Here is a 19,248-nt window from a genome sequence, read left to right as displayed (position 1 = left end):
ACGCCTCGGGCCGCCGTTCATACCGAGATGTACACGTCGTCGCGGCCGACGTTGTTGCACGGCGCGGACCCGGGGTTGACGAAGAGCTGGTCCCCGGGTGGCCATTCACCTGCCAGGTGGCGGCGGCCGCCCGCCACCAGTCGCCAGCACCCTCGTTGGTCGGGGTTGCCGTCGGGGTCGGGTGCATTCGGGTCCCACCACGACTCCTGGGCGTCCTTCACGCAGGTGTAGTCACCCGGGTCGTAGAAGCAGGCCGCGACGTACGGGTTCGTGCTCGCCTGACGCGGAATCGCATGCTGCCCCTGGTCCACGGAGGTCGGGCTCAACCTCGGCCCTGCCACCTGGATCGCCTTGAAAAGCATGAAAAAGGCCCGGTAGACGGAGCAGGCGCTGCCCTCGTCGAGTTTCCGGCCGCTCGGCTCGGCCTCCCGGTAGGCCTGGGCGCAGGGGGCGCTGGCTGTGTTGTCCTCCCGAAGGGTGTTGGAGGCGACCCACGCGTGCTTCCACACGTCCTGGTTCTGGAAGCGCGCCTCCTCGATGGAGTCGTTGAGCAGGTCCCCGGCGACCACCCACTCCGGATGCCATCCCTGCTCGTCGGCGGCCTTGGTGTGCTCCGTCTCGTAACCACCGAGCCACAGGACGGTCGTCACCTTCTGCTGGACCATGCCGGCCACGTTCTCCCGGGCCTTTCGTATGGCCCCGGTGTCGCTGTCGGTGGCGAACTGGTGCCGTGGGAAGGTCCAGGAGCCCACGATGTTCGGCGCGTTGGGGCACCTTCGGATGCCCTCCTCGGCAAGTTTCGCGAAGCGTTGCAGTCCGGGGAAGCCGGGATCGCTGGTGGACAAAAGGCCGTAGCGGCGGTCCCGGCCGTTCATCGGCTGCCCCGTCTCGTCGGTTCCGGCGTGAGAGACCTTGGAGACGGGGGTCACCTTCTGGCAGACGTAGCTGACGAACTGATCGACCCAGTGCTCGACGTCGGGCCAGAACGAGTAGATGTACGGCTGGTACCTGCGGTAGAAGGAGTTCTCCAGGGCCACGAAGTTTCCGTAAACCGACGCCCGCCTCCGGACCATCCCCTCCGCGTACGCCTGGTTGAAGCCTCCGAAGAACGCGCGGTCGATGACCGCAAACGGCTTCAGTTTCTCCCAGTTGCCCTGGGCGTCGGACCTGCGACTCGCGGCCGTCGCGCTGCTAGCCGTGTAGTAGATCCAGAAGTGCACGTGCCGGCCGTAGGTCTGAAAGCGGTCGTTGAAGAACCTGGACATCGCCCGCGTGACCCGGACTTCCCGGTGGTCGTTGGTGTCGCGCAGGGACTCGAGGCAGGCCGGGTCGGTGTCGGCGGGGCCGTCCACGTCGCAGTAGCTGCCGCCCGGGGGTGACTGGTGGGTTCCTTCTCCACCTGAAGGGTCCCTTTCGTCGGTGGTGAGGACCGCGCTGCTGTACACGAGGACCGTCACCTCTTCCTTGCTGACCCCCTGCCAGGTGGCGCCCCCGTTGTCGCCGTCGAAGAACGCGACGCACGGGGGTGAGTTCGGGTCCTCGGTCTGGCGTGGGGGGCTCCCCACGCACCTCTTGTCGTTCTTCGTCTTCGTGATGGGCCCCTTGGTGCTTCCCGGGCCCCCCGTCTGCTCCGTGACCAGGTTCTCGGCGGTGTCGGTGGACAGGCTGCTGGACGAACCGAGGCCGAGGGAGGAGAGGGACCCGTCCTGCGGCGGGGGAGGGTCGTCGTCCTCGGGAGGGACCGGCGCGAACTCCAAGACCGTGGAGGGGTTGGACTGGGGGAGGTTCAGCGACGATGGCAGGACCAGGAAAGCGATCAGCAGCGAGATGACCAGCGACACCAGAGGTGGGTACTGCCTGATCCAGTGCTGAGATCTCGAGTCGGTGTCCGTGTCGCCCACCCCCTTTCTAGCTGCGCGCCGGCCCCCGTCCTTGAACAACGTCCGCCCCCGCCGAGGGGTTCAGGCCCGGCGCGTTGGGGGTAGGACCCAAGCCTTGCATGAACCGGCCCGGCCTGTTGTGCGTCAGAGAAGCACGATGCCTCCCGCTCGACCGCGCGCCCTTACTATGTATTCTCGCTCCGAACTCCGCGCGCTGTTGAGATGGGCATCGCTCCGGAGGTGCAGTGCACGAGCCCGCAGTCCCCAAGGCACGCAGGAGAGATCGTGAATCGCGCGGGAGGCTCGGCTAGATGAAGGTTCTGCCCGGTCGCAAGAAGGCCGTTGGCGATGGCGGCGCGCCTGAGGTCAGGCGCAAAAAGCTGCCGACCCAAAAGAAGGGTGTCCGGCAGCGCTTTCTGTTGTTTCGGGACCGCACCTCGGACGCCGTCTCGGCCAAGGGAGTCCGGGCGCGGTTCCTGAACCTCCAGCGCAAGCTGCACCTCACCCGCACCGGCCAGATCGCCATCGTCGCCGCCGTCATCCCCTGGGTCATCGCCAGGGTGGTGGCCGGAAACGCCCTGTACATCTTCGCTTACGGCACCGCCGCTCTAGTCATCACCAGCTACCTGCTGGCGCCCAAGAACCTGAAGCTCAAAGGGGAGCGCCTCGGTCTGCGCCCCCGGGCCCACGAAGGCGACCGGATGGACGTGGAGGTGCAGCTGGTCGCGGAGCGCGGGGTTTCGACCTTCATCCTGGAGGAGCGCGTGCCGGAGCGGCTGGGCACGACCGTGAAGGTCCCCATCTCGAAGCTGCGCCGAGGAAGCACCGTCAGCCACACGTACGGACTCCGTTGCACCCGACGCGGCGTGTACGACATCGGTCCGCTTGTGGCGGTGACCAACGACCCGTTGGGCCTGACGCAGCGGGAGACGGTGCTCGCCGAGAAGTTCGAGATGCTCGTCCACCCCCGTATTGAGTTCGTGTCGGACCGTCCTCTGACCCGGCGCTACGAGGACCCGCCCATCCGGCCGCCGTTCTCGCGTCCCTGGCCTTCGGGACTGGAGTTCTACGGAATGCGCGAGTACAAGCCCGGTGACGAGTTGCGACGGATCGTGTGGAGGGCGTCGGCGAGAATGGGCAAGCTGATGGTCCGGGAGGCCGAAGAGGGCATCACCGACCACATCACGATCATCCTGGACACCGACCGAGGCAGCCACAGCCAGGACGGGGACCACTCCGAGTCCTTTGAGATGGGCGTCAGGGCGGCGGCTTCCCTGGGCGTCCGCCACCTCAGGGACGGCTACGAGATCCGCTGCGAGACCAACAACGGCCCCTTGACCAGGGAGCTCAGAGGGTCAACGGCCCAGTTGAGCCTGCTGGACTCCTTTGCCAGGGTCGAGATGGCCCGGGTGCCCCTGTCCAAAGTCATCAGCAGGCTCATAACCGACCCCCGCAGGGACGCCCACAACATCCTCATCACTCCCAAACTCCTGGCCGCCGACGCGGCGCAGCTGCGCCTGCTGCTCAACAAGGGGGTGTCCATTCTCGTCGTGGCCCTCATCTGGGACGAGGCCAACACCGAGACGCTGAGCGTGGCGACGGCACTCGGGTGCCAGGTCGCGGGTGTCCACCCGGGACAGGACCTCGCCACCGCGCTTTACCACGACATCGGAGCGGGGAGCCGCTGATGGCAGTCACGACGCCCAAGGACTCGGCAGAGCAGACCGGCGACCTCCAGCAGATCGAGGAGAACGCGCCGGATCAGCTCGAAACCGGACTGCCGGAGGAAGAGGGCGTCCCCCAGAAGACGACTGGGTTCGACCCGAAGGTGCCGGCGGAGCGCTTGGGCGTGGTTGTGTCCTTCTCGACCCTCGCGGCCGCGGTCATGGTCGGCGGCGTGTTCCTCGGCATCGCACCCCGCATCTATGCGGCCGTGGCGGGCCTCATGGGTGTAGCGGTTGCGGTCAGGGCGCGCCGGATCCAGAACCCGATCATGATGTCGGTCGCCATCGCCGGGGCCATCGGCGCCATCGGTGTGCTTATGACGGTCTTCGCCGGGTCGTTCTCGGACATCATCGACCTCGGCCCGTTCGTCAGGGAGGCGGTCAAGTCGGGGGATGTCCAGCGTCCGCCCGTGGCTTTCGAACTCGGATGGCGGGCCATTCTCGGCTGGCTGATGGGAGGACTCGGCTTTTCCGCGGCCTGGGTGGCCATCGAGCTGCGCCGGCCCTCGCTGGGGATGATGGTCCCCCTGCCGATCGTGGCATTCGGCGCCATCAGCGTTCCGAAGGACGCCAGGATCCTCAGTGGCCTCATGTGCCTGGTGCTGTTCGCTATCGGCCTCGGCACCCTGTCCGGAATCGAGCTCGACGGGGACACCGAGCAGCGATCGATCGCTTTCGAGCTCCGCCGTGCCGCCCGCGCTCTCCCGCTTATCGGAGCGATCACGGGGGCTCTCGCGGTCCTGGCGACCCAGACGACTTTCCTGTTCCCCCCACCGATCTTCGACCCGACGCAGTCGGCTCAGAAGCCGAAGGCGATCCCGCTGAGCAAGGTCCCGGACAGGGTTCTGTTCACCGTGGACTCACAGGTGACGGGGCCCTGGCGCATGGGTGGGCTCGACGTTTATGAGCAGAACGCCTGGAAGCTGCCTCCCTTCGCCGAGAGTCGCATCGCCGAGATCCCCGAGACCGGTGTCATCGACAGCGAGGTCGTCGCGGGCGTCGTTGCGACCTTCGAGGTCAAGGGGCTCACCGGGGCGGTCCTGCCGGGCCTGCCCAACCTGTTCGGTATCCGGGCCGAGGGTCCGGCCCTGGCCTACGACAGCCGGACGGGCAACATCCGTCTCAGCCAGGGCACGATCCAGGAAGGCCTGAAGTACGCGGTGACGGCGGCCCGCATCCCGACCGTGGAGGAGCTGGTCAAGGTCACGGCGCCCCTGCCCGAGCAGATCGGAGAGGTGGACACCAGCAGCTACCTGGAGCTCCCGCCGCCGCCCCCGGCGGTTCAGGCCCTGATCAAGGAGGCGCCGAAGACCTCGAAGTGGGCCGAGCTCGAGTTCGTCCGGACGAAGTTCCTGGACACGGTGGTGGCGGCCGGACAGGGAACGCCGGTGGACGTGCCTCCGGACAAGGTCCAGGACATGCTGGCCGGCAAAAAGGAGGGAACCCCTTACGAGATCGTGGCTGGCCAGGCGATGCTAGCCCGCTGGATCGGCGTCCCATCGCGGATCGGTTATGGCTTCGACGGAGGCGACAAGGAAGCCGGCGTCTACTCCGTCCGCCCCAAGCACGGCGCTTCGTTCCTGGAGGTCTACTTCCCCGGCTACAAGTGGCTGCCGATCATCGGTAACCCGACCCAGGCCAAGTCCTCGTTCGGACAGCAGTCCCAGCAGAACCGCAACGTGGCGGCGTCCGATGAGATCGCCGTGCAGATCTTCGTCCCCTTTGAGACCGACCCCAGGAGCTACCTGTTCGAGCAGATCAGGGCCGCGCTGCTGGTCCTTGTGCCGATCCTGCTTTTCCTGGCGCTTATCTACTTCACGTACCCGGGCGCGGTGAAGGCTTACAAGAGGTCCAAGCGCCGTACCTGGGCCCTGAGGCAGGGGCCCCCGGAGCGCATAGCCCTGGCCTATGCGGAGTGGCGGGACCTGTGTCTGGACTTCGGCTACCGGCACGAGTCGGACACCCCCCTGATGTTCCTGGACCGGGTGATCCCCGACGACGAGCACACGGAATTCGCGTGGCTCGTGACCCGAACACTGTGGGGCGACCTGCGGCCGGACGTCACGACCGACGACGCGGTCACCGCGGAGGAGCTGTCGAGGTCATTGCGCAAGCGCATCAGCCAGGCGCACTCCTTCACGCTGCGCTCGATCGCCGCGATCTCGCGTCTCTCACTCAAGAACCCCTATGCGCCGTCCCTCGGCGCCCTGACCCGAAAGGAGAAGACCCGTGCCCCGCAGAAAGCGGCGTGAGCTGGTTCTCGCTCTGCTGGCGGTGGTCGCGCTGACGGCTTCCGGCTGCGCGAGGGCCCCACAATCGGGAGTGAAGGTGAAGAAGGAGGCCACCGAGCTGGTATTCGGGGTCCCTCCCGTCTCGAAGCCGGCCGGACCGCCCAACTCGGTTCCTCCTGAGGACCCCATCGGGGTGGTGGACACGGGGGGTCCGTTCAAGACGCCGCGCCCTACCCCTGGGCGCGGCGCTACGCCCCCGCCCCCGCCCCCTGACAAGTGTCCTCCCGCGGCCCGGACGGCGTTCGCCAAGGACCCGGCCACGACTGACATCCGAAACCGCCCCCTGCCTGGCACCTACCAGTTCCGGGTGCGCGGATACCAGAACGTCGCTACTCTCGGCACCTTCCGGCTGCCACCCTTTTTCGAGCGCACGATCAAGGACGTGAAGACGACGACCGGAGATGACTACACATTCACGACGGTCGAACCCGAGATCAGGTTCGGCTCGCAGACGATCGTCGAGCAGACCTACGAGGTTCTCAAGGCCTCGATCAGCGAGAGCCGCCCAGCAGGGATCTACCTGACCAAGATCGTGCGGCGCAGCGGCCAGGACTCCAATGTCTTCGAGCCGAAGCCGGGAGTCCTGATTCTGCCCACGCCCGTGGAGATCGGGAAGGACAACTCGGTGGCAGAAGCGGAGCGCGAGAAGATCGACACCGTCGGTGTCGACCCTGGCAACTTCATGAGCATGAGGATCACGGGTTCGGTCCTGTCGCGCCCGGTCTTCGACGCCTGCGGCGAGCCGTTCCAGGCGTGGTTCGTGAACGCCCTCCTCGATGTGATCGATGCGGACGGGACCAGCTACAAGTCCAACTTCAACTACGCGATAACGACCCAGTTCGGCGGCGCGATCGTGGCCCAGCAGGTGGACACCCAGTGCACAACCGAGAACAACGCCGACACCCAAAAGGCCCACCAGGCATTCGGGGGCGCGGAGGCGCCTTTCAAGGAGCGGTCCGACGACGAGCGCAAAAAGACCTGCACTCCCGAAGCGACGTTGAGTTACGACACCCTGATCAGCAACCTCCGACCGGAGTAGCCCAATGCCCAAGCTCCTGCAGGACCGTACCCGCGTTCGAGCGCTGGCCATTACCGTCGGGGCCTTTGTTGCAGCGACTCTGTTCCTGCAGCTTGTCATCAAGCCGCCCACGGCGACGATCTTCTCGGGGATCGTCTACGGGCTACTCAACTCGCTTCTCGCGGTGGGGTTGGTGCTGATCTACCGAAGCCACCGGATCATCAACTTCGCCCAGGCGGCGCTGGGGGCGGCCGGGGGCGTGTTCACGTTCAACACCGTGGTGGTGGCGGAGTATCCCTACTTCCTCGGCTTCGTCGCCGGCATCCTCGTGGCCGCGTTGGTCGCGCTGGCGGTGGAGCTTGCCTTTATCAGGCGCTTCTTCAACTCGCCTCGTCTGGTCCTGACCGTCATCACGATCGCCATCATTCCCGCGATCGGCTATGCGTCGGGGTTCATTGGGACGCTGCCGATCTTCGGCGATGTCCAGGACCGGACGCAGGATGTCATTGCGGGGAGGGGCCTGGCAGAGAAGCTCCCCTTCAAGGACTTCACGTTCCAGCTGGGTGACCTGCCTTTGTCGTTCGGGTTCATCCACCTGTTCTCGATCGGCATGTCGATCCTGGCGATGGTGGGCCTTGCGCTGTTCCTCCGCTTCTCCAGGACGGGCATTGCCGTGCGGGCGTCTGCTGAGAACGCCGAGAGGGCTCGGCTGCTGGGCATCAACGTGGGAAACCTGTCGATGATCGTCTGGCTCATCGCCGGGATCCTGTCGGGCATCGCCGTCGTGCTGACGGGGTCGGTCCAGGGGCAGTTCTCATCCGGGGTCGCCCCTCCGGAGCTCCTCGTGGTCGCGCTCGGGGGGGCCGTCCTCGGGGGCATGCGCAGCCTTCCCACCGCCGCCGTGGCAACTCTGATCATTTCCGTCGTCCGGGAGGCGGTCAGGTTCAAGTACGAGTCGCAGGTGGCGCTGGTCGATGTCGGGCTGTTCGTGTTCCTGCTCGCGGGACTGGTGTTCCAGGGTCTGGGTAAAAAGCGCTCGCGCCGCAGCGAGGAGTCGGAGTCGTCCAGCTGGAAGGCGACGGAGGAGCCGCGGCCCATTCCCAAGGAGATGCTGGAGGTGTCGGGGGTGCGGCTCTGGCGTCGATTCGGCATCGCGATCGGCATCATCGGGATCCTGCTGTTCCCCTGGGTGGCCAACGCCAAGCAGACGAACCTCGGGGGGCACTTCGCGATCGTGACGATCGCGCTCCTTTCGCTGACGGTTCTTACCGGGTGGGCCGGCCAGGTCAGCCTCGGCCAGTTCGCGTTTGTGGCCGTCGGCGCGGTCATTGGAGGTGCGCTGACGGAGAAGGCGGACGTCCCGTTCTGGATTGCCTTGTTCCTCGTCCCGGTCCTCACCGCGGCGATCACGCTGCTGATCGGGATACCCGCGCTGCGCATCCAGGGGCTGTTCCTGGGCGCCGCCACCTATGCCATGGCCTTCGCCGTCAACGCCGCGCTGTTCAAGCCCGAGTACTTCGGCTGGCTGCTCCCGGAGAAGGTGGACCGGCCCAGCCTGTTCCTGTTCGACTTCCAGGACGAGCGCAGCATGTACTACCTGACCCTTCTCTGCCTGTTGCTGGCGATCGTCGTCGTGACGGGGCTCAGACGGAGCAGGCCCGGACGGGTGCTCATCGCGTTGCGTGAGAACGAGAACAACGTGAGGTCCTTCGGGATCAACCCCATCAGGATGAGGCTCATGGCCTTCGGGGTGTCGGGGTATCTGTGCGGGTTCGCGGGGGTCCTGCTGGCTCATCATCAGCGCGCGGTCCAGCAGGCCGACTTCCCAGCCCAGTTGAGCCTGGACCTGTTCCTGTTCGCGGTAGCCGGAGGGGTGGGCTCGGTGTTCGGCGTGGTCATCGGCGGCATCTACTTCGCCATGCGTCAGTTGTTCACCAACGAGATCATCCAGTTCATCATCGGCCCGATCGGCGTGCTGGCCCTGCTGTACATGGCGCCCGGGGGCCTTGCCTCGCTGTTCGTCAGCTTCCGGGACGGCATCCTCAGGATCGTCGCCCAGCGGCGTCAGATGATCGTCCCGAGCCTGTTCGCCGACATGGATCCGCAGACCCTGGCCCAGAAGCTCATCCCCCTGGCGGAGCCGATTCCCGACGCGGGCCTGGCCGCCATGCCCATCGACCGTCGTTACCGTGCCGACAGTCAGCTGTACGGTGGCCGCGGCCGATTGGTGGCTGCGCGGCGAGTCTCGGATCAGGAGACCGCCGCCTTTGGAGCCGCGGCAGCGGGAGTCCAGGCGGCCGGTGAGGTGGTGGCCCCGCAGGCCACAGAGGTGGCGAGGCAGGAGGAGACGGGGTCTTGAGCAGGAGAGGGAAGGGTCGGGGCGACGAGCCGGGCGACGCGACGCGAGCCGACGACATCGTTGTGGCGGAAGTCATCACTCCCGTTCCGGCCGCTGTTGCGCCCCCGGGGCCTTCCAAGGAGCCCAGCTTCCTGGAGAAGGGGAAGCAGGAATTCACGGGGCTGCTCCGTGAAGCGGCGAACTACAAGGAACTGAAGAAGACTCCATACGGGCTTAAGCCCATCATCTTCTTCACGATCTTGGGGGCCGTCACGGCCGTGGACGGTAGGGCCTTCGGAGCGGCCGCTCCCGAGATCATCCGGGACCTGGAGCTCGACCTGACGGCAGTATTCAATGCCCTTTCGGTGGTGGGGTTCTTCCTGACGTTCGTCTACATCTATCTGGCGTACCTGTCCGATCGGGTGAGGCGCCTGCCGATAGTGGCTGCCGGAGCCTTCCTGACGGGACTTTTCTCGGTGTTCACCGCCGGGAGCAGCTCCGTTGCGACTCTAGGAGCGTCCCGGGCTGGTGATGCCATCGGCGACACTGCTCTGGGTACGCCGCTGTTCTCCCTCCAGGCGGACTACTACCCGCCGGAGTCGCGGGGGAAGGTCTTCGCCCTCAACGGCGTCATCAGCCGGATCCTCGGACTGGCCGCTCCGGCCATCGTGGCGGGGCTCATCTTGTCGGCCAAGGGCGGGCTCTACTGGCGGCTTCCGTTCCTGATCACCGGGCCGATCCTCATGGTGTTGTCGATCGCCGTTCTGTTCGTCCTCAAGGAGCCGATCCGTGGATACATGGAGCGGCGCGCGCTGGGGGCTTCGGAGGAGGTCGCGCGACAGCCCGAGGAGTCGCCCAGCATCGGCGAGGCTTGGCGGACGGTATGGGCGATCAGAACGCTGCGGCGCCTTTTCATCGCCGACATTCCCGACACCGCGGCAGACCGGGTTTACGGGTTCTTCTTCGCAGTCTTTCTGGTCGAGCATTACGGCCTCGACCTTGGGGAGAGGACGGTTCTGGCGATCGTCGGCGGCTTGGTCGCGCTGCCCTTTGGGTTCCTCGCTGGCGGACTGGTGGACGTCCTGCTCCGCCGCAGGCCTTCCCGAGTGCTTGTTTTGAGCGGCCTCTTGGGCGTAGGCGGGTCGCTATTTGCGTTCGTGGAGGCAAGCGGTCCGCCTCTGTGGCTGCTCATCGCGGTGAACTTCGCTTTCGGAGCCGCCTCTTCGCTGCTCGGCCCTGCCAGCGGTGTGCTGTTCGTCCAGATCCTGCCGGCCCACATAAGGACACTGGGGCTTGCAGTCCGGGTTCTGGCGACGTTGCCGGGGGTCATCCTCAGCACCGTCGCGGTGAACTACCTCGAGCCGAGGTACGGGGTACAGGGAGCATTGTTCGCCGCGGCGCCATTTATGCTTCTTTCCTCCCTCATCAGGCTGAGTTCGGCGTCGCTCTACGAGCGAGATGTCAGGGCTGCGATTGCCTCGCAGCTCGCGTCGGCGGAATGGCGGAGGGCGAAGGAGGCAGGTCGCGGGAAACTTCTCGTCTGCCGCGACGTGGACGTTGAGTACGAGGGCGGGGTCCAGGTCCTTTTCGGGGTTGACTTCGACGTGGAACAGGGGCAGCTCATTGCCCTGCTCGGCACCAACGGGGCAGGGAAGTCCACGCTTCTCAAGGCGATCAGCGGCACCCAGGAGGCGTCCAACGGCGCGATCGTCTTCGACGGACGGGACATCACCCACATGCCGCCGCACGAGGTAGCGTCGCGCGGGGTGATCCACATGCCCGGAGGCCGGGGGGTGTTCCCGGACCTGACCGTGCGGGAAAACCTGACCCTCGGCAACTGGCTGTCCGACGAAAAGGAGGGCAACGAGCGCCTCGAGGAGATCTACGGGATCTTCCCGATCCTCAAGGAGCGGGGCAACGAGCGCGCCCAGCTGCTGTCCGGAGGCGAGCAGCAGCAGCTCTCGCTGGCCCAGGCCTTTTTGAGCAAGCCCCGGCTGCTGATGATCGACGAACTGTCCCTCGGACTGTCGCCAGCTGTCGTCCAGCAGCTCGTCGAGGTGGTGCGCCGGATCAACGCCCAGGGAACGACGATCATCATCGTCGAGCAGTCGGTGAACGTCGCCCTGACGGTGGCCGAACGAGCGATCTTCATGGAAAAGGGCGAGGTCAAGTTCTTCGGCGAGACCAAGGAGCTGCTCCGCCGTCCGGACATCCTTCGCGCCGTCTACGTCAAGGGGACCGGCGCGCTGACGGAGGGCCCCGGGTCGGGCGTGAAGGGCGACAAGGACCTGCGCCAGTACGAGCTGGAACACGCCAGGACGATCCTCGAGGTGAAGGACGTGACGAAGTCCTTCGGAGGCATCCAGGCCGTCCGGTCCGCCGGGTTCGTGCTGCGGGAGGGGGAGTCCCTCGGCCTCATTGGCCCGAACGGGGCCGGGAAGACCACCCTGTTCGACCTCATCTCCGGGTACCAGATCCCCGACTCCGGCAGCATCGTCTACGACGGCGTCGACATCACGAAGATGGCTCCCGAGGAGCGGGCGAAGCTGCGGCTGGTCAGGCGATTCCAGGACGCCCGCCTGTTCCCGTCCCTCACCGTGTTTGAGAACATCCTCGTGTCGTTGGAGCGCAAGCTGGAGGTCCGCAACATCGCACTGACCGCCCTGCAGGTCCCGCAGGTGAGGGCGTCCGAGCGCAGGGTCCGACGGCGGGCCGAGCGCCTGATCGAGCTTCTCGAGCTCGGCGCGTTCAGGGACAAGTTCGTCAAGGAGCTGTCCACCGGACTTCGGCGCATCACCGACCTCGCCTGCGTCCTGGCCGCGGAGCCGAAGCTGCTGATGCTCGATGAGCCCTCCACCGGCATCGCGCAGGCCGAGTCTGAGGGCCTGGCGCCGCTGCTGCGCCGCGTCCGTTTCGAGACGGGCTGCAGCATGCTCATCATTGAACACGACATGCCTCTGATCTCGGCGATCTCCGACGAGCTCGTGGCGATGGAACAGGGGGCCGTGATCCTGCGCGGCAAACCGGAGGTCGTGCTGAACGACGAACGCGTGATCCAGTCGTACCTCGGGACCTCAGAGGACGTTGTCCAGCGTTCAGGAGTTGTGGAGAGGAAGAAAACGGAGCCCCCGAAGAGGTGACCAAATGAGAAAGTCGATGCAAGCACTTGGCCTGGTTCTGCTGCTGATCCTCGGCGTCGCCGGCTGCGGTAAGCCTGCCAGCGTTGGTAGTGAAGTGCCGCTGGATGTCAAGGGAGGCGAGAACCGGCGTCTAGGCGAGACGCCGACGCCGGACCCGAGATCCACTCCGGCGCCGAACGCGCTTGGTGTGGCGACCCCGACGCCCGCACCCAAAGCCGTGCAGGTGACTGCCGCGCCGACGGTAGCTCCCAAAAAGGAGTACTTCGAGCTTGCCCTTGTAACCGACAGTCCGTACTACGCCCCCAACCCCGAGGTGGAGTTCGCCCGAGGGACGGTGCTCAGGGTGACGAACAAGGACACGATCCCCGAGCGCAAGTTCAGGACCTATACGGCGAGCGGGTCCGGCGGGAACTTCAGCTCAGGGCCGCTCAAGCCGGGGCAGGTCTGGGAGTTCACGCCCGGCCCAGGGCAGTACAACGTCACCGACGAGGGTCTCACCTTCGCCCGTGGAGCTCTGACAGTCCGTTGAGGAAGCTCCTCATCCTGGTCCTGGTCGTTTCGTTTGCCGCGACCGGTTGTCGCGGCAAGAGCCCGGGTGACGTGCTGACGGGGGCGGGACCGGTTGACGCACCGACGATCACGTTCCCGTCCCAGATTCTGGGCCTCCAGACAAAACTTGAGGACGTCTCCAAGATCGTCAAGAGAGTCGACAGGCCCTACATCGACAGCCTCGCCGTCTTCAGTCTCCGCGAGGGCGAGCTGCTGCGGGCGACGCTGCAGATAAGCCGTTTCAACCGGCTGGCCCGGCCGAAGAGTCCGCGGTTCAGGTCGACCGTGATCGGGCTGCTCGGGTCGACCAAGCCGCAGGTGCTGAAGGTCGAGGACACCGTGATCTACTCCACGGGTGGAAACCAGCAGAATGTGTTCGCCTGGTTCGAGAACAAGGGCCTGTTCGTCTTGAGCGTGCATCGCGACTTCGTGTTCCCACGGACGCTGCTCCGCAAGGTCCTCAAACTGGACGTGGGCATATGAAGCAGCTGGCTGTCGTCGTGCTGGTGGCCGGACTTCTTGCCGGGTGCGGCGAGCGCCAGATCCCGGAGCAGGAGGTACTTGCGGCGCTCAGCAAGGTCGAGGCGCTTCCAAAGGACTTCGTTTACACGGAGGCGGTGCCGGACCAGCCCGAGATCAAAAAGGCCGATGGCATCGAGGGACGTGCCGCCATCGCCGAGCAGACGGTGACCGTGGACGGGCGGATCCAGGACGACCTGCGGTACGGGGTGAAGCTGAAGGTTGACGGGGGGGACGCTTTCGAGATCATCGTCAGCGACGACGCACTGGCGCTGAAGCTCGAGAACGCCGAGCTCGTCCCCGGCTTGTTCATCGCAATCTTCACGTCCCAGCAGCAGGTGTCCAAAAACGAGCCCCCCGACCCGGCACTGTTCCAGGGGCTGTTCGAGAAGAAGTGGGTCCTCGACTACGCCGCCGCCCCCCCGCTGACGGCGCAGGTCAACCGGTCGGGATCGTTGACGGTGGGCAAGAACCCGCCGCTGGACGCCATCTACGTCAACCAGTACGTGAGACGGGCGATCAGCGAGGGAGCGGCCGTAAGGGAGTTCAATCCCGACGAGATCGAATACGTCCCAGCGAATGACCCATTCCTACGCGACTTCGACGCCAAGCAGAAAAAGGAGCCGCCGGACACCGACGAGGCCAAGGAGGTCAAGAAGGGGCTCGACACCGCGGGGGTGAAGAGGTATGACCTCGCTCCCGCCGCGCTCCCCAAGCGCAGTGCCCGTGGGACCTCGGCCGCCCTGCCGAGCCTGCCGTCCTTCCGGAAGATGGCCTTCTATGTGAAGGACGGGAACCTGATCAGCGTCCGGGAGGAGATCAGCATCGACAAGCAGGTGGACTTCCGCCGGCTGATCGGCCCCCAGAAGCGGGGATCGAAGTTTTTGAAGAGGCAGTACGAAGGCGTCAAGCAGGGGCGCACCCGGGAGCCCGTGCGCGAACGAACGATGATCTACCAGTTGCGCGAAATCGGCGAAAAGCAGGAGGTCGTGCTTCCGGTCGACAACGTCGTCACCACCACCCTCGGACCCATTCTTTCCTTCGGGTCCCCGGATTTGCCGGGTCTTTCCGAGAAGTTCGACCCGGCGCGGTTCGGCGGGGGCGCGGGTGCGGGCGTCCCGGCCCCCGGTACGGGCGGGGGCGGCGGTACAGGCGGTGACGGTGCCAGTCCGCCTCCGGGCGCGCCGGGTGCCGGTCCCGGAGTACCCGGGCAGCCCTTTCCCGCCGATGTCCCCAGGGGGTCCTGATCCGTCACTCGCGCCGGCTCAGGCCCGCGGCCGTGGCCCTGGTGATCGTGGGGATCCTGGGAGCCTGCTCGGCTGAAAGTCCCAAGGGGATCCTGGAGTCCGGCCCCAGGGTGCCGGACGAGCAGGGGGTCGTCGCGGACGTGAGCGTTGGCCGGCTGCAGTTCCAGGGCGGCAAGGCGTACGCCATCAGCGACCGCATCGAGAGCTTCACTACCCGCACCCACGAGGTGAAGGCACTGGCGCTCTGGAAGGGCAAGTACGTCCACGCCGGTATCGAGAACAAAGAAGTGGTGTGGGTGGCGGGTATCGGGGTGGTTCCCAAAGACCCTCCCCGGCACGTGACGTACACAGGCGTCTTCCGCAACCTCGACAGCCGTGGCCGCGCGGTCTTCGAGGACGGGACCGTCCTGGCCCTGGCTGCGGGTGTGAAGCCTCCCCGGAAGGGCGAGACGGTCGTGACGATCGACCCCTTGAAAAAGGCCGTAGTCAGCCTGACCCCGCAGTAGAAGCCACGGGCAGGAGGCGCGCGTGACGTGGGACTTCTCGACCGAACCTGAGTTCCAGTCGCAGCTCGACTGGATGCGGGAGTTCGTCCGGACGGAGGTCTGGCCTCTCGAGGTCGTCCCGATGACGGTCCAGCGCCTGACCCGCCTGACGGACCCGCTGAAGCAGGAGGTCAAGCAGCGGGGCCTGTGGGCGGCGCACCTGGGACCCGAGCTCGGGGGCCAGGGGTTCGGCCAGGTCAAGCTCGGGCTCATGCACGAGATCCTCGGCACGTCCTTGTACGCCCCCATCGTCTTCGGCAACAACGCGCCCGATTCCGGCAACGCCGAGCTCATCGCACTCGCCGGCACGGAGGACCAGAAGGCCCGGTGGCTGTGGCCGCTGCTCGACGGCAGCATCCGGTCCGCCTTTTCGATGACGGAGCCGGGAGCCGGGGCGGACCCGACGATGATCCGCACGACCGCCCAGCGGGTGGGCGATGAGTGGGTCATCAACGGGCACAAGTGGTTCACGTCCAACGGGGCCACCGCCGACCTGCTGATCGTGATGGCCCAGACGAATCCGGACGTCCACCCGTACCAGGGCATGTCGATGATCCTGGTCCCCGCGGACACGCCGGGTGTCCGGGTGCTGCGCAACATCGGGACCATGGACGAGCCGGACCACCCCCTGGACCGGCCCGGGGGCCACGCGGAGATCGTGTACGAGGACGTCCGGGTGCCCGCGGGCAACCTGATGGGGGAGGAGGGACAGGCGTTCGTCCTCGCGCAAAAGCGGCTGGGGCCCGGCCGCATCCACCACGTCATGCGGTGGATAGGGCAGTGCAACCGGGCGTTCGACATGATGTGCGAGCGGGCCGTCTCCAGGACGGTGTTCGGGGAGCCGCTGGCCCGGAAGCAGACGGTCCAGAACTGGGTCGCCGATTCCGCGGCCGAGATCCACGCGTTGCGCCTGATGACGCTGCATGCGGCCTGGCTGATGGACACCCACGGCGCGTCCGCCGCCCGCAAGGAGATCTCGATCATCAAGTTCTGGGGGGGCCGGGTGCTGCACGACGTGCTCGACCGGGCGATCCAGGTCCACGGCTCCCTCGGCTTCTCGACGGACCTGCCACTGGAGCGGATGTACCGGGCCGCACGAGCGGGACGGATCTACGACGGCCCGGACGAGGTCCATCGGATGACTGTGGCGCGACAGGTGCTGAAGGGGTACGAGCCGCGTGAGGTCCCCTCGGAGCACGTGCCGGCCCGGCGGGAGCAGGCCCAACGCAAGTTCGCCGGGTTGCTGGACGAGGCGACGGCGAACCTTTAGCCCTTCACGCCCACGGGGTAGTCCGGGATGACTACTCCTGGGACAGGCCCTAGCCCGAATTGGGGGCGGCGAAACGCCGGTAACACGGCCATACTGGCAACATGCCAAAGAAGACCGCTCGTACCGGCGCATGCTTGGCCGCGGCCGCAGCCCTGTTCATGACGCTTTTGACTGCCCCTTCGGGGGCCGCTACCACACGTGAGATCAACGTCGAGTCGCTGGTTCTGGAGAAGGTCAACGGCGGACGGTCCGGGATCGGACGAAGCCCCCTTCGGATGCACTCCGGACTGCGGATCAAGGCTCGAGGCCACTCCGTGAACATGGCTTCGCGAGGGGGCCTCACCCACGATGGTTTCAGGACCCGCGTCGACACGGCCACGCCCGACCCGGTTGAGTCCAACGGCGCCCCCGACGACGGCTTTTACTCAGCCGGCTTCGCGGCCTGCGAGAACGTCGCCTACACCTCCGCCTCGGGCTGGACCGACAGCCAGATCGCACAGAAGCTCTACGAACTGTGGCTGTACTCCACCTCCGGACACAAGCAGTGCATGTTCGACACGGCCTCGGGGGGTCCGTACGGCTACACCGTCACGGGCATCGGTGTGTACTTCCACTCGGGCAGCGGCCGCTGGTACGCCACCATGGAGGTCGTCAAGGACCGCAGCCTTCCCTCTGCGTCAACCACCCCAACCCCCACTCCCGCTCCGGGCACCACCTGGCGGGTGGTGGAGCAGAACGCATCGAGCGTCACCTACACCGGCACCTGGTACACCTACTCCACGTCGCTTGCCAGCGGCGGCAGCGTCCGCAGGTCGTCCACGACCGGGTCGAAGGTGCGCCACAGCTTTACGGGCACGTCGGTGAGGTGGGTGGGGGTCCGGCACCCGTACGCCGGGATCACCGAGGTCCGGCTGGACGGGGTGGCCGTGGCGCGTGTCGATGCATGGTCCTCCTCGTCGTCATGGAAGCAGGTCCTGTTCGAGCGCACTGGCTTGTCCTCGGGCACCCACACCATCGAGCTGTACGTGACGGGTCAGCGCAACAGCCGGTCGTCCGGGATCAGGACCTACATAGACGCTTTCCAGGTCCGCTAGTCAGGCCCTTTACGGCCGGTGCTCAGGCCCAGCGGGAGCCGCCGGGCGACGGAGAGGGTCCCCTGCTCCAGATCCTGCGCCAGTCCGCCACGGCCGGACCGTAGGGCTCGCCCTCCGAGCGCAGGGAGGTCCACCAGTCGGTGGAGGCTTCACTCCCAAGGCGCCGCAGCGCGGCCTCCAGCCTGACGTTGAGGTCCCGGGGACTCTCGCCGGGGGCCGGTGTCAGGTGCTCGCCGACGAACACCCGCACACGTCCGCGCTGCGGGCGGCGGGAGTCCTTGGGCAGCAGGTGTTCGGTTCCCTCGATCCACATCGGGACGATGGGCCGTCCGGACTTCGCGGCCGCAAACGCGGCCCCGGGCTTGAGTTCCTGCAGCCAGCCGTCCGGCGACCTACCTCCCTCGGGGAACAGGACGAGGTTCCATCCCTCGTCCAGAAGGCGCACGGCCAGACGGGCCGACACCGCGCTCGCCCGCCTTCGCTCCACAGGAAAGGCCCCCAGAGCCAGTGCCGCCACGGTGCCGCTCACGCGGCGGGCGAAGAAGTAGTCTGCCGCGGCTCCGACCACCACCCTGCTGCGCCAGCGCGGCGGCAGGCAGTGGATGACCACCGCGGTGTCCAGGTGCGACGCGTGGTTGGCGACGATCACCGCCGGCTGCTTCACGCCTTCCAGCCGCTCGGCCCCATGGACCTCGGGACGGGCCACGCTGCGCATGAGGGGAAGGATCGCCGCCTCCTGCAGTGCCGCGCGCGCGACCCGGGCCGGCGGTGTCCGGGCCCAGGACGTTGAGAAGGAGGCGTCCGTGGGGACCGGGTCCCCGGGCGCGGAAGGGGGCCGGGGGGCCGGACGTCCCCAACGCCAGCCCCTGGCGACCAGGCGCAGGTCCAGGCTCACGGTGTGACGTCCGGCAGGAACAGCGGAGGGCAGTGCAGGTGGGTGATCGACGGGTCCCGTCCGACCGTCTGCGACGCCATCTCCAGCGCGTCGTTCATCGTCGACGCCGACTTAAAGCCCAGGCGCCGGACGGTGGCCGGGTCGCCCCCCAGAAAGATCACGTCGCCGAGGTAGGACATCGCGTGCGCGGCCCAGTACCACATGTAGAACGGGTGGACGCCGTGGTAGGCGTAGGAGTTGCGGTACAGGTGGCGGTACCAGGGGTCTGCCGCGAACGCCGCCTCGAACTTCGCCTCGATGGCCGCGGGGTCGGTCGTCTCCGGCAGCACCTGGTCGAAGAAGTCAATGTAGGACGGGTGGTGCACGGCGTGGAACTGGCGCGGCGTGGGGTGCGCGAGGATCACAACCCCTCCCGGCCGCACCAACGGCGCGTTGCGGTAGGTGTTGAAGAAGTAGCCCAGCCCCATGCACACGACGAGGATCGGATTCATGATCGAATTCACGTTGTAGGGGCCGACGTAGGGGATCCCCATCGTCAGGACATCGGTCTGTCCCTGCACGGGCACCACCTGTTGGCGGTGCACGTTGTCCAAGGTCGAGGTGTGCACGGCTTCTGTTTCTCCGGCCTGCACGCTGGTCATGCGGTGGGGCGCCTCGATGCCTTGGAACATCTTGCGCTTGGTCGCAGCGGGAAGCTTCTTCAATCCGGTTGAAACGGCCAGGTAGGTGGCTTGGTCG

At 66.6% G+C, this 19,248-nt stretch carries 14 protein-coding genes; 11 read left to right on the top strand and 3 right to left on the bottom strand.

What is annotated here, in order from left to right; translation table 11 throughout:
* Positions 1 to 17: 17 nt before the first annotated feature.
* Positions 18 to 1,901, bottom strand: a complete 1,884-nt coding sequence (locus VNE62_09685; GenBank protein HVE92552.1) for a hypothetical protein — start codon at positions 1,899 to 1,901, stop codon at positions 18 to 20.
* 290 nt (positions 1,902 to 2,191) lie between these two features.
* Here VNE62_09685 and VNE62_09680 point away from each other — a divergent pair, with 290 nt between their 5' ends.
* The 11 genes from VNE62_09680 to VNE62_09630 all read left to right on the top strand — a co-directional run bounded on the left by VNE62_09680 (position 2,192) and on the right by VNE62_09630 (position 17,615).
* A complete protein-coding gene (locus VNE62_09680) occupies positions 2,192 to 3,568 on the top strand; it encodes a DUF58 domain-containing protein (GenBank protein ID HVE92551.1) in 1,377 nt (458 codons plus the stop codon).
* Positions 3,568 to 5,856, top strand: coding sequence for a transglutaminase domain-containing protein (locus VNE62_09675; GenBank protein ID HVE92550.1), 2,289 nt, complete (start codon positions 3,568 to 3,570; stop codon positions 5,854 to 5,856). The genes VNE62_09680 and VNE62_09675 overlap by 1 nt, the downstream gene beginning before the upstream one ends.
* Positions 5,834 to 6,934, top strand: coding sequence for a hypothetical protein (locus tag VNE62_09670; protein HVE92549.1), 1,101 nt, complete (start codon positions 5,834 to 5,836; stop codon positions 6,932 to 6,934). The genes VNE62_09675 and VNE62_09670 overlap by 23 nt, the downstream gene beginning before the upstream one ends.
* Positions 6,935 to 6,938: 4 nt before the next feature.
* Positions 6,939 to 9,272, top strand: coding sequence for an ABC transporter permease (locus VNE62_09665; protein HVE92548.1), 2,334 nt, complete (start codon positions 6,939 to 6,941; stop codon positions 9,270 to 9,272).
* The gene (locus VNE62_09660; GenBank protein ID HVE92547.1) at positions 9,269 to 12,391 is read left to right on the top strand and encodes an MFS transporter; all 3,123 of its coding nucleotides are present in this window, start codon (positions 9,269 to 9,271) and stop codon (positions 12,389 to 12,391) included. Before VNE62_09665 ends, VNE62_09660 begins: the two co-directional genes overlap by 4 nt.
* A 16-nt stretch (positions 12,392 to 12,407) precedes the next feature.
* Positions 12,408 to 12,920: a hypothetical protein gene (locus VNE62_09655; protein HVE92546.1), complete on the top strand. Its 513-nt coding sequence runs from the start codon at positions 12,408 to 12,410 to the stop codon at positions 12,918 to 12,920.
* On the top strand, positions 12,917 to 13,423 hold the full coding sequence (locus tag VNE62_09650; protein HVE92545.1) for a hypothetical protein: 507 nt from the start codon (positions 12,917 to 12,919) through the stop codon (positions 13,421 to 13,423). The genes VNE62_09655 and VNE62_09650 overlap by 4 nt, the downstream gene beginning before the upstream one ends.
* The gene (locus tag VNE62_09645; GenBank protein ID HVE92544.1) at positions 13,420 to 14,706 is read left to right on the top strand and encodes a hypothetical protein; all 1,287 of its coding nucleotides are present in this window, start codon (positions 13,420 to 13,422) and stop codon (positions 14,704 to 14,706) included. The genes VNE62_09650 and VNE62_09645 overlap by 4 nt, the downstream gene beginning before the upstream one ends.
* Before the next feature lie 32 nt (positions 14,707 to 14,738).
* A complete protein-coding gene (locus VNE62_09640) occupies positions 14,739 to 15,212 on the top strand; it encodes a hypothetical protein (protein HVE92543.1) in 474 nt (157 codons plus the stop codon).
* Between the two features lie 22 nt (positions 15,213 to 15,234).
* Positions 15,235 to 16,521, top strand: a complete 1,287-nt coding sequence (locus VNE62_09635; GenBank protein ID HVE92542.1) for an acyl-CoA dehydrogenase family protein — start codon at positions 15,235 to 15,237, stop codon at positions 16,519 to 16,521.
* 101 nt (positions 16,522 to 16,622) lie between these two features.
* Positions 16,623 to 17,615, top strand: coding sequence for a CAP domain-containing protein (locus tag VNE62_09630; GenBank protein HVE92541.1), 993 nt, complete (start codon positions 16,623 to 16,625; stop codon positions 17,613 to 17,615).
* Positions 17,616 to 17,637: 22 nt separating this feature from the next.
* Here the strand turns inward: VNE62_09630 and VNE62_09625 are convergent, their stop codons facing one another.
* Together VNE62_09625 and VNE62_09620 are read right to left on the bottom strand one after the other, a co-directional pair.
* Positions 17,638 to 18,510 (bottom strand): lysophospholipid acyltransferase family protein, encoded by an 873-nt coding sequence (locus VNE62_09625; protein HVE92540.1) that lies wholly within the window; start codon positions 18,508 to 18,510, stop codon positions 17,638 to 17,640.
* Positions 18,507 to 19,248 (bottom strand): transcriptional regulator (locus VNE62_09620; protein HVE92539.1); only part of this gene is annotated, 742 nt, incomplete at its 5' end. The genes VNE62_09625 and VNE62_09620, both read right to left, overlap by 4 nt.

The organism is Actinomycetota bacterium (assembly GCA_035536535.1).
Lineage (GTDB): Bacteria > Actinomycetota > JAICYB01 > JAICYB01 > JAICYB01 > DATLNZ01.
Note: the sequence above shows the minus strand (reverse complement) of the source record. Positions and strands in the feature narration are given on the sequence as shown.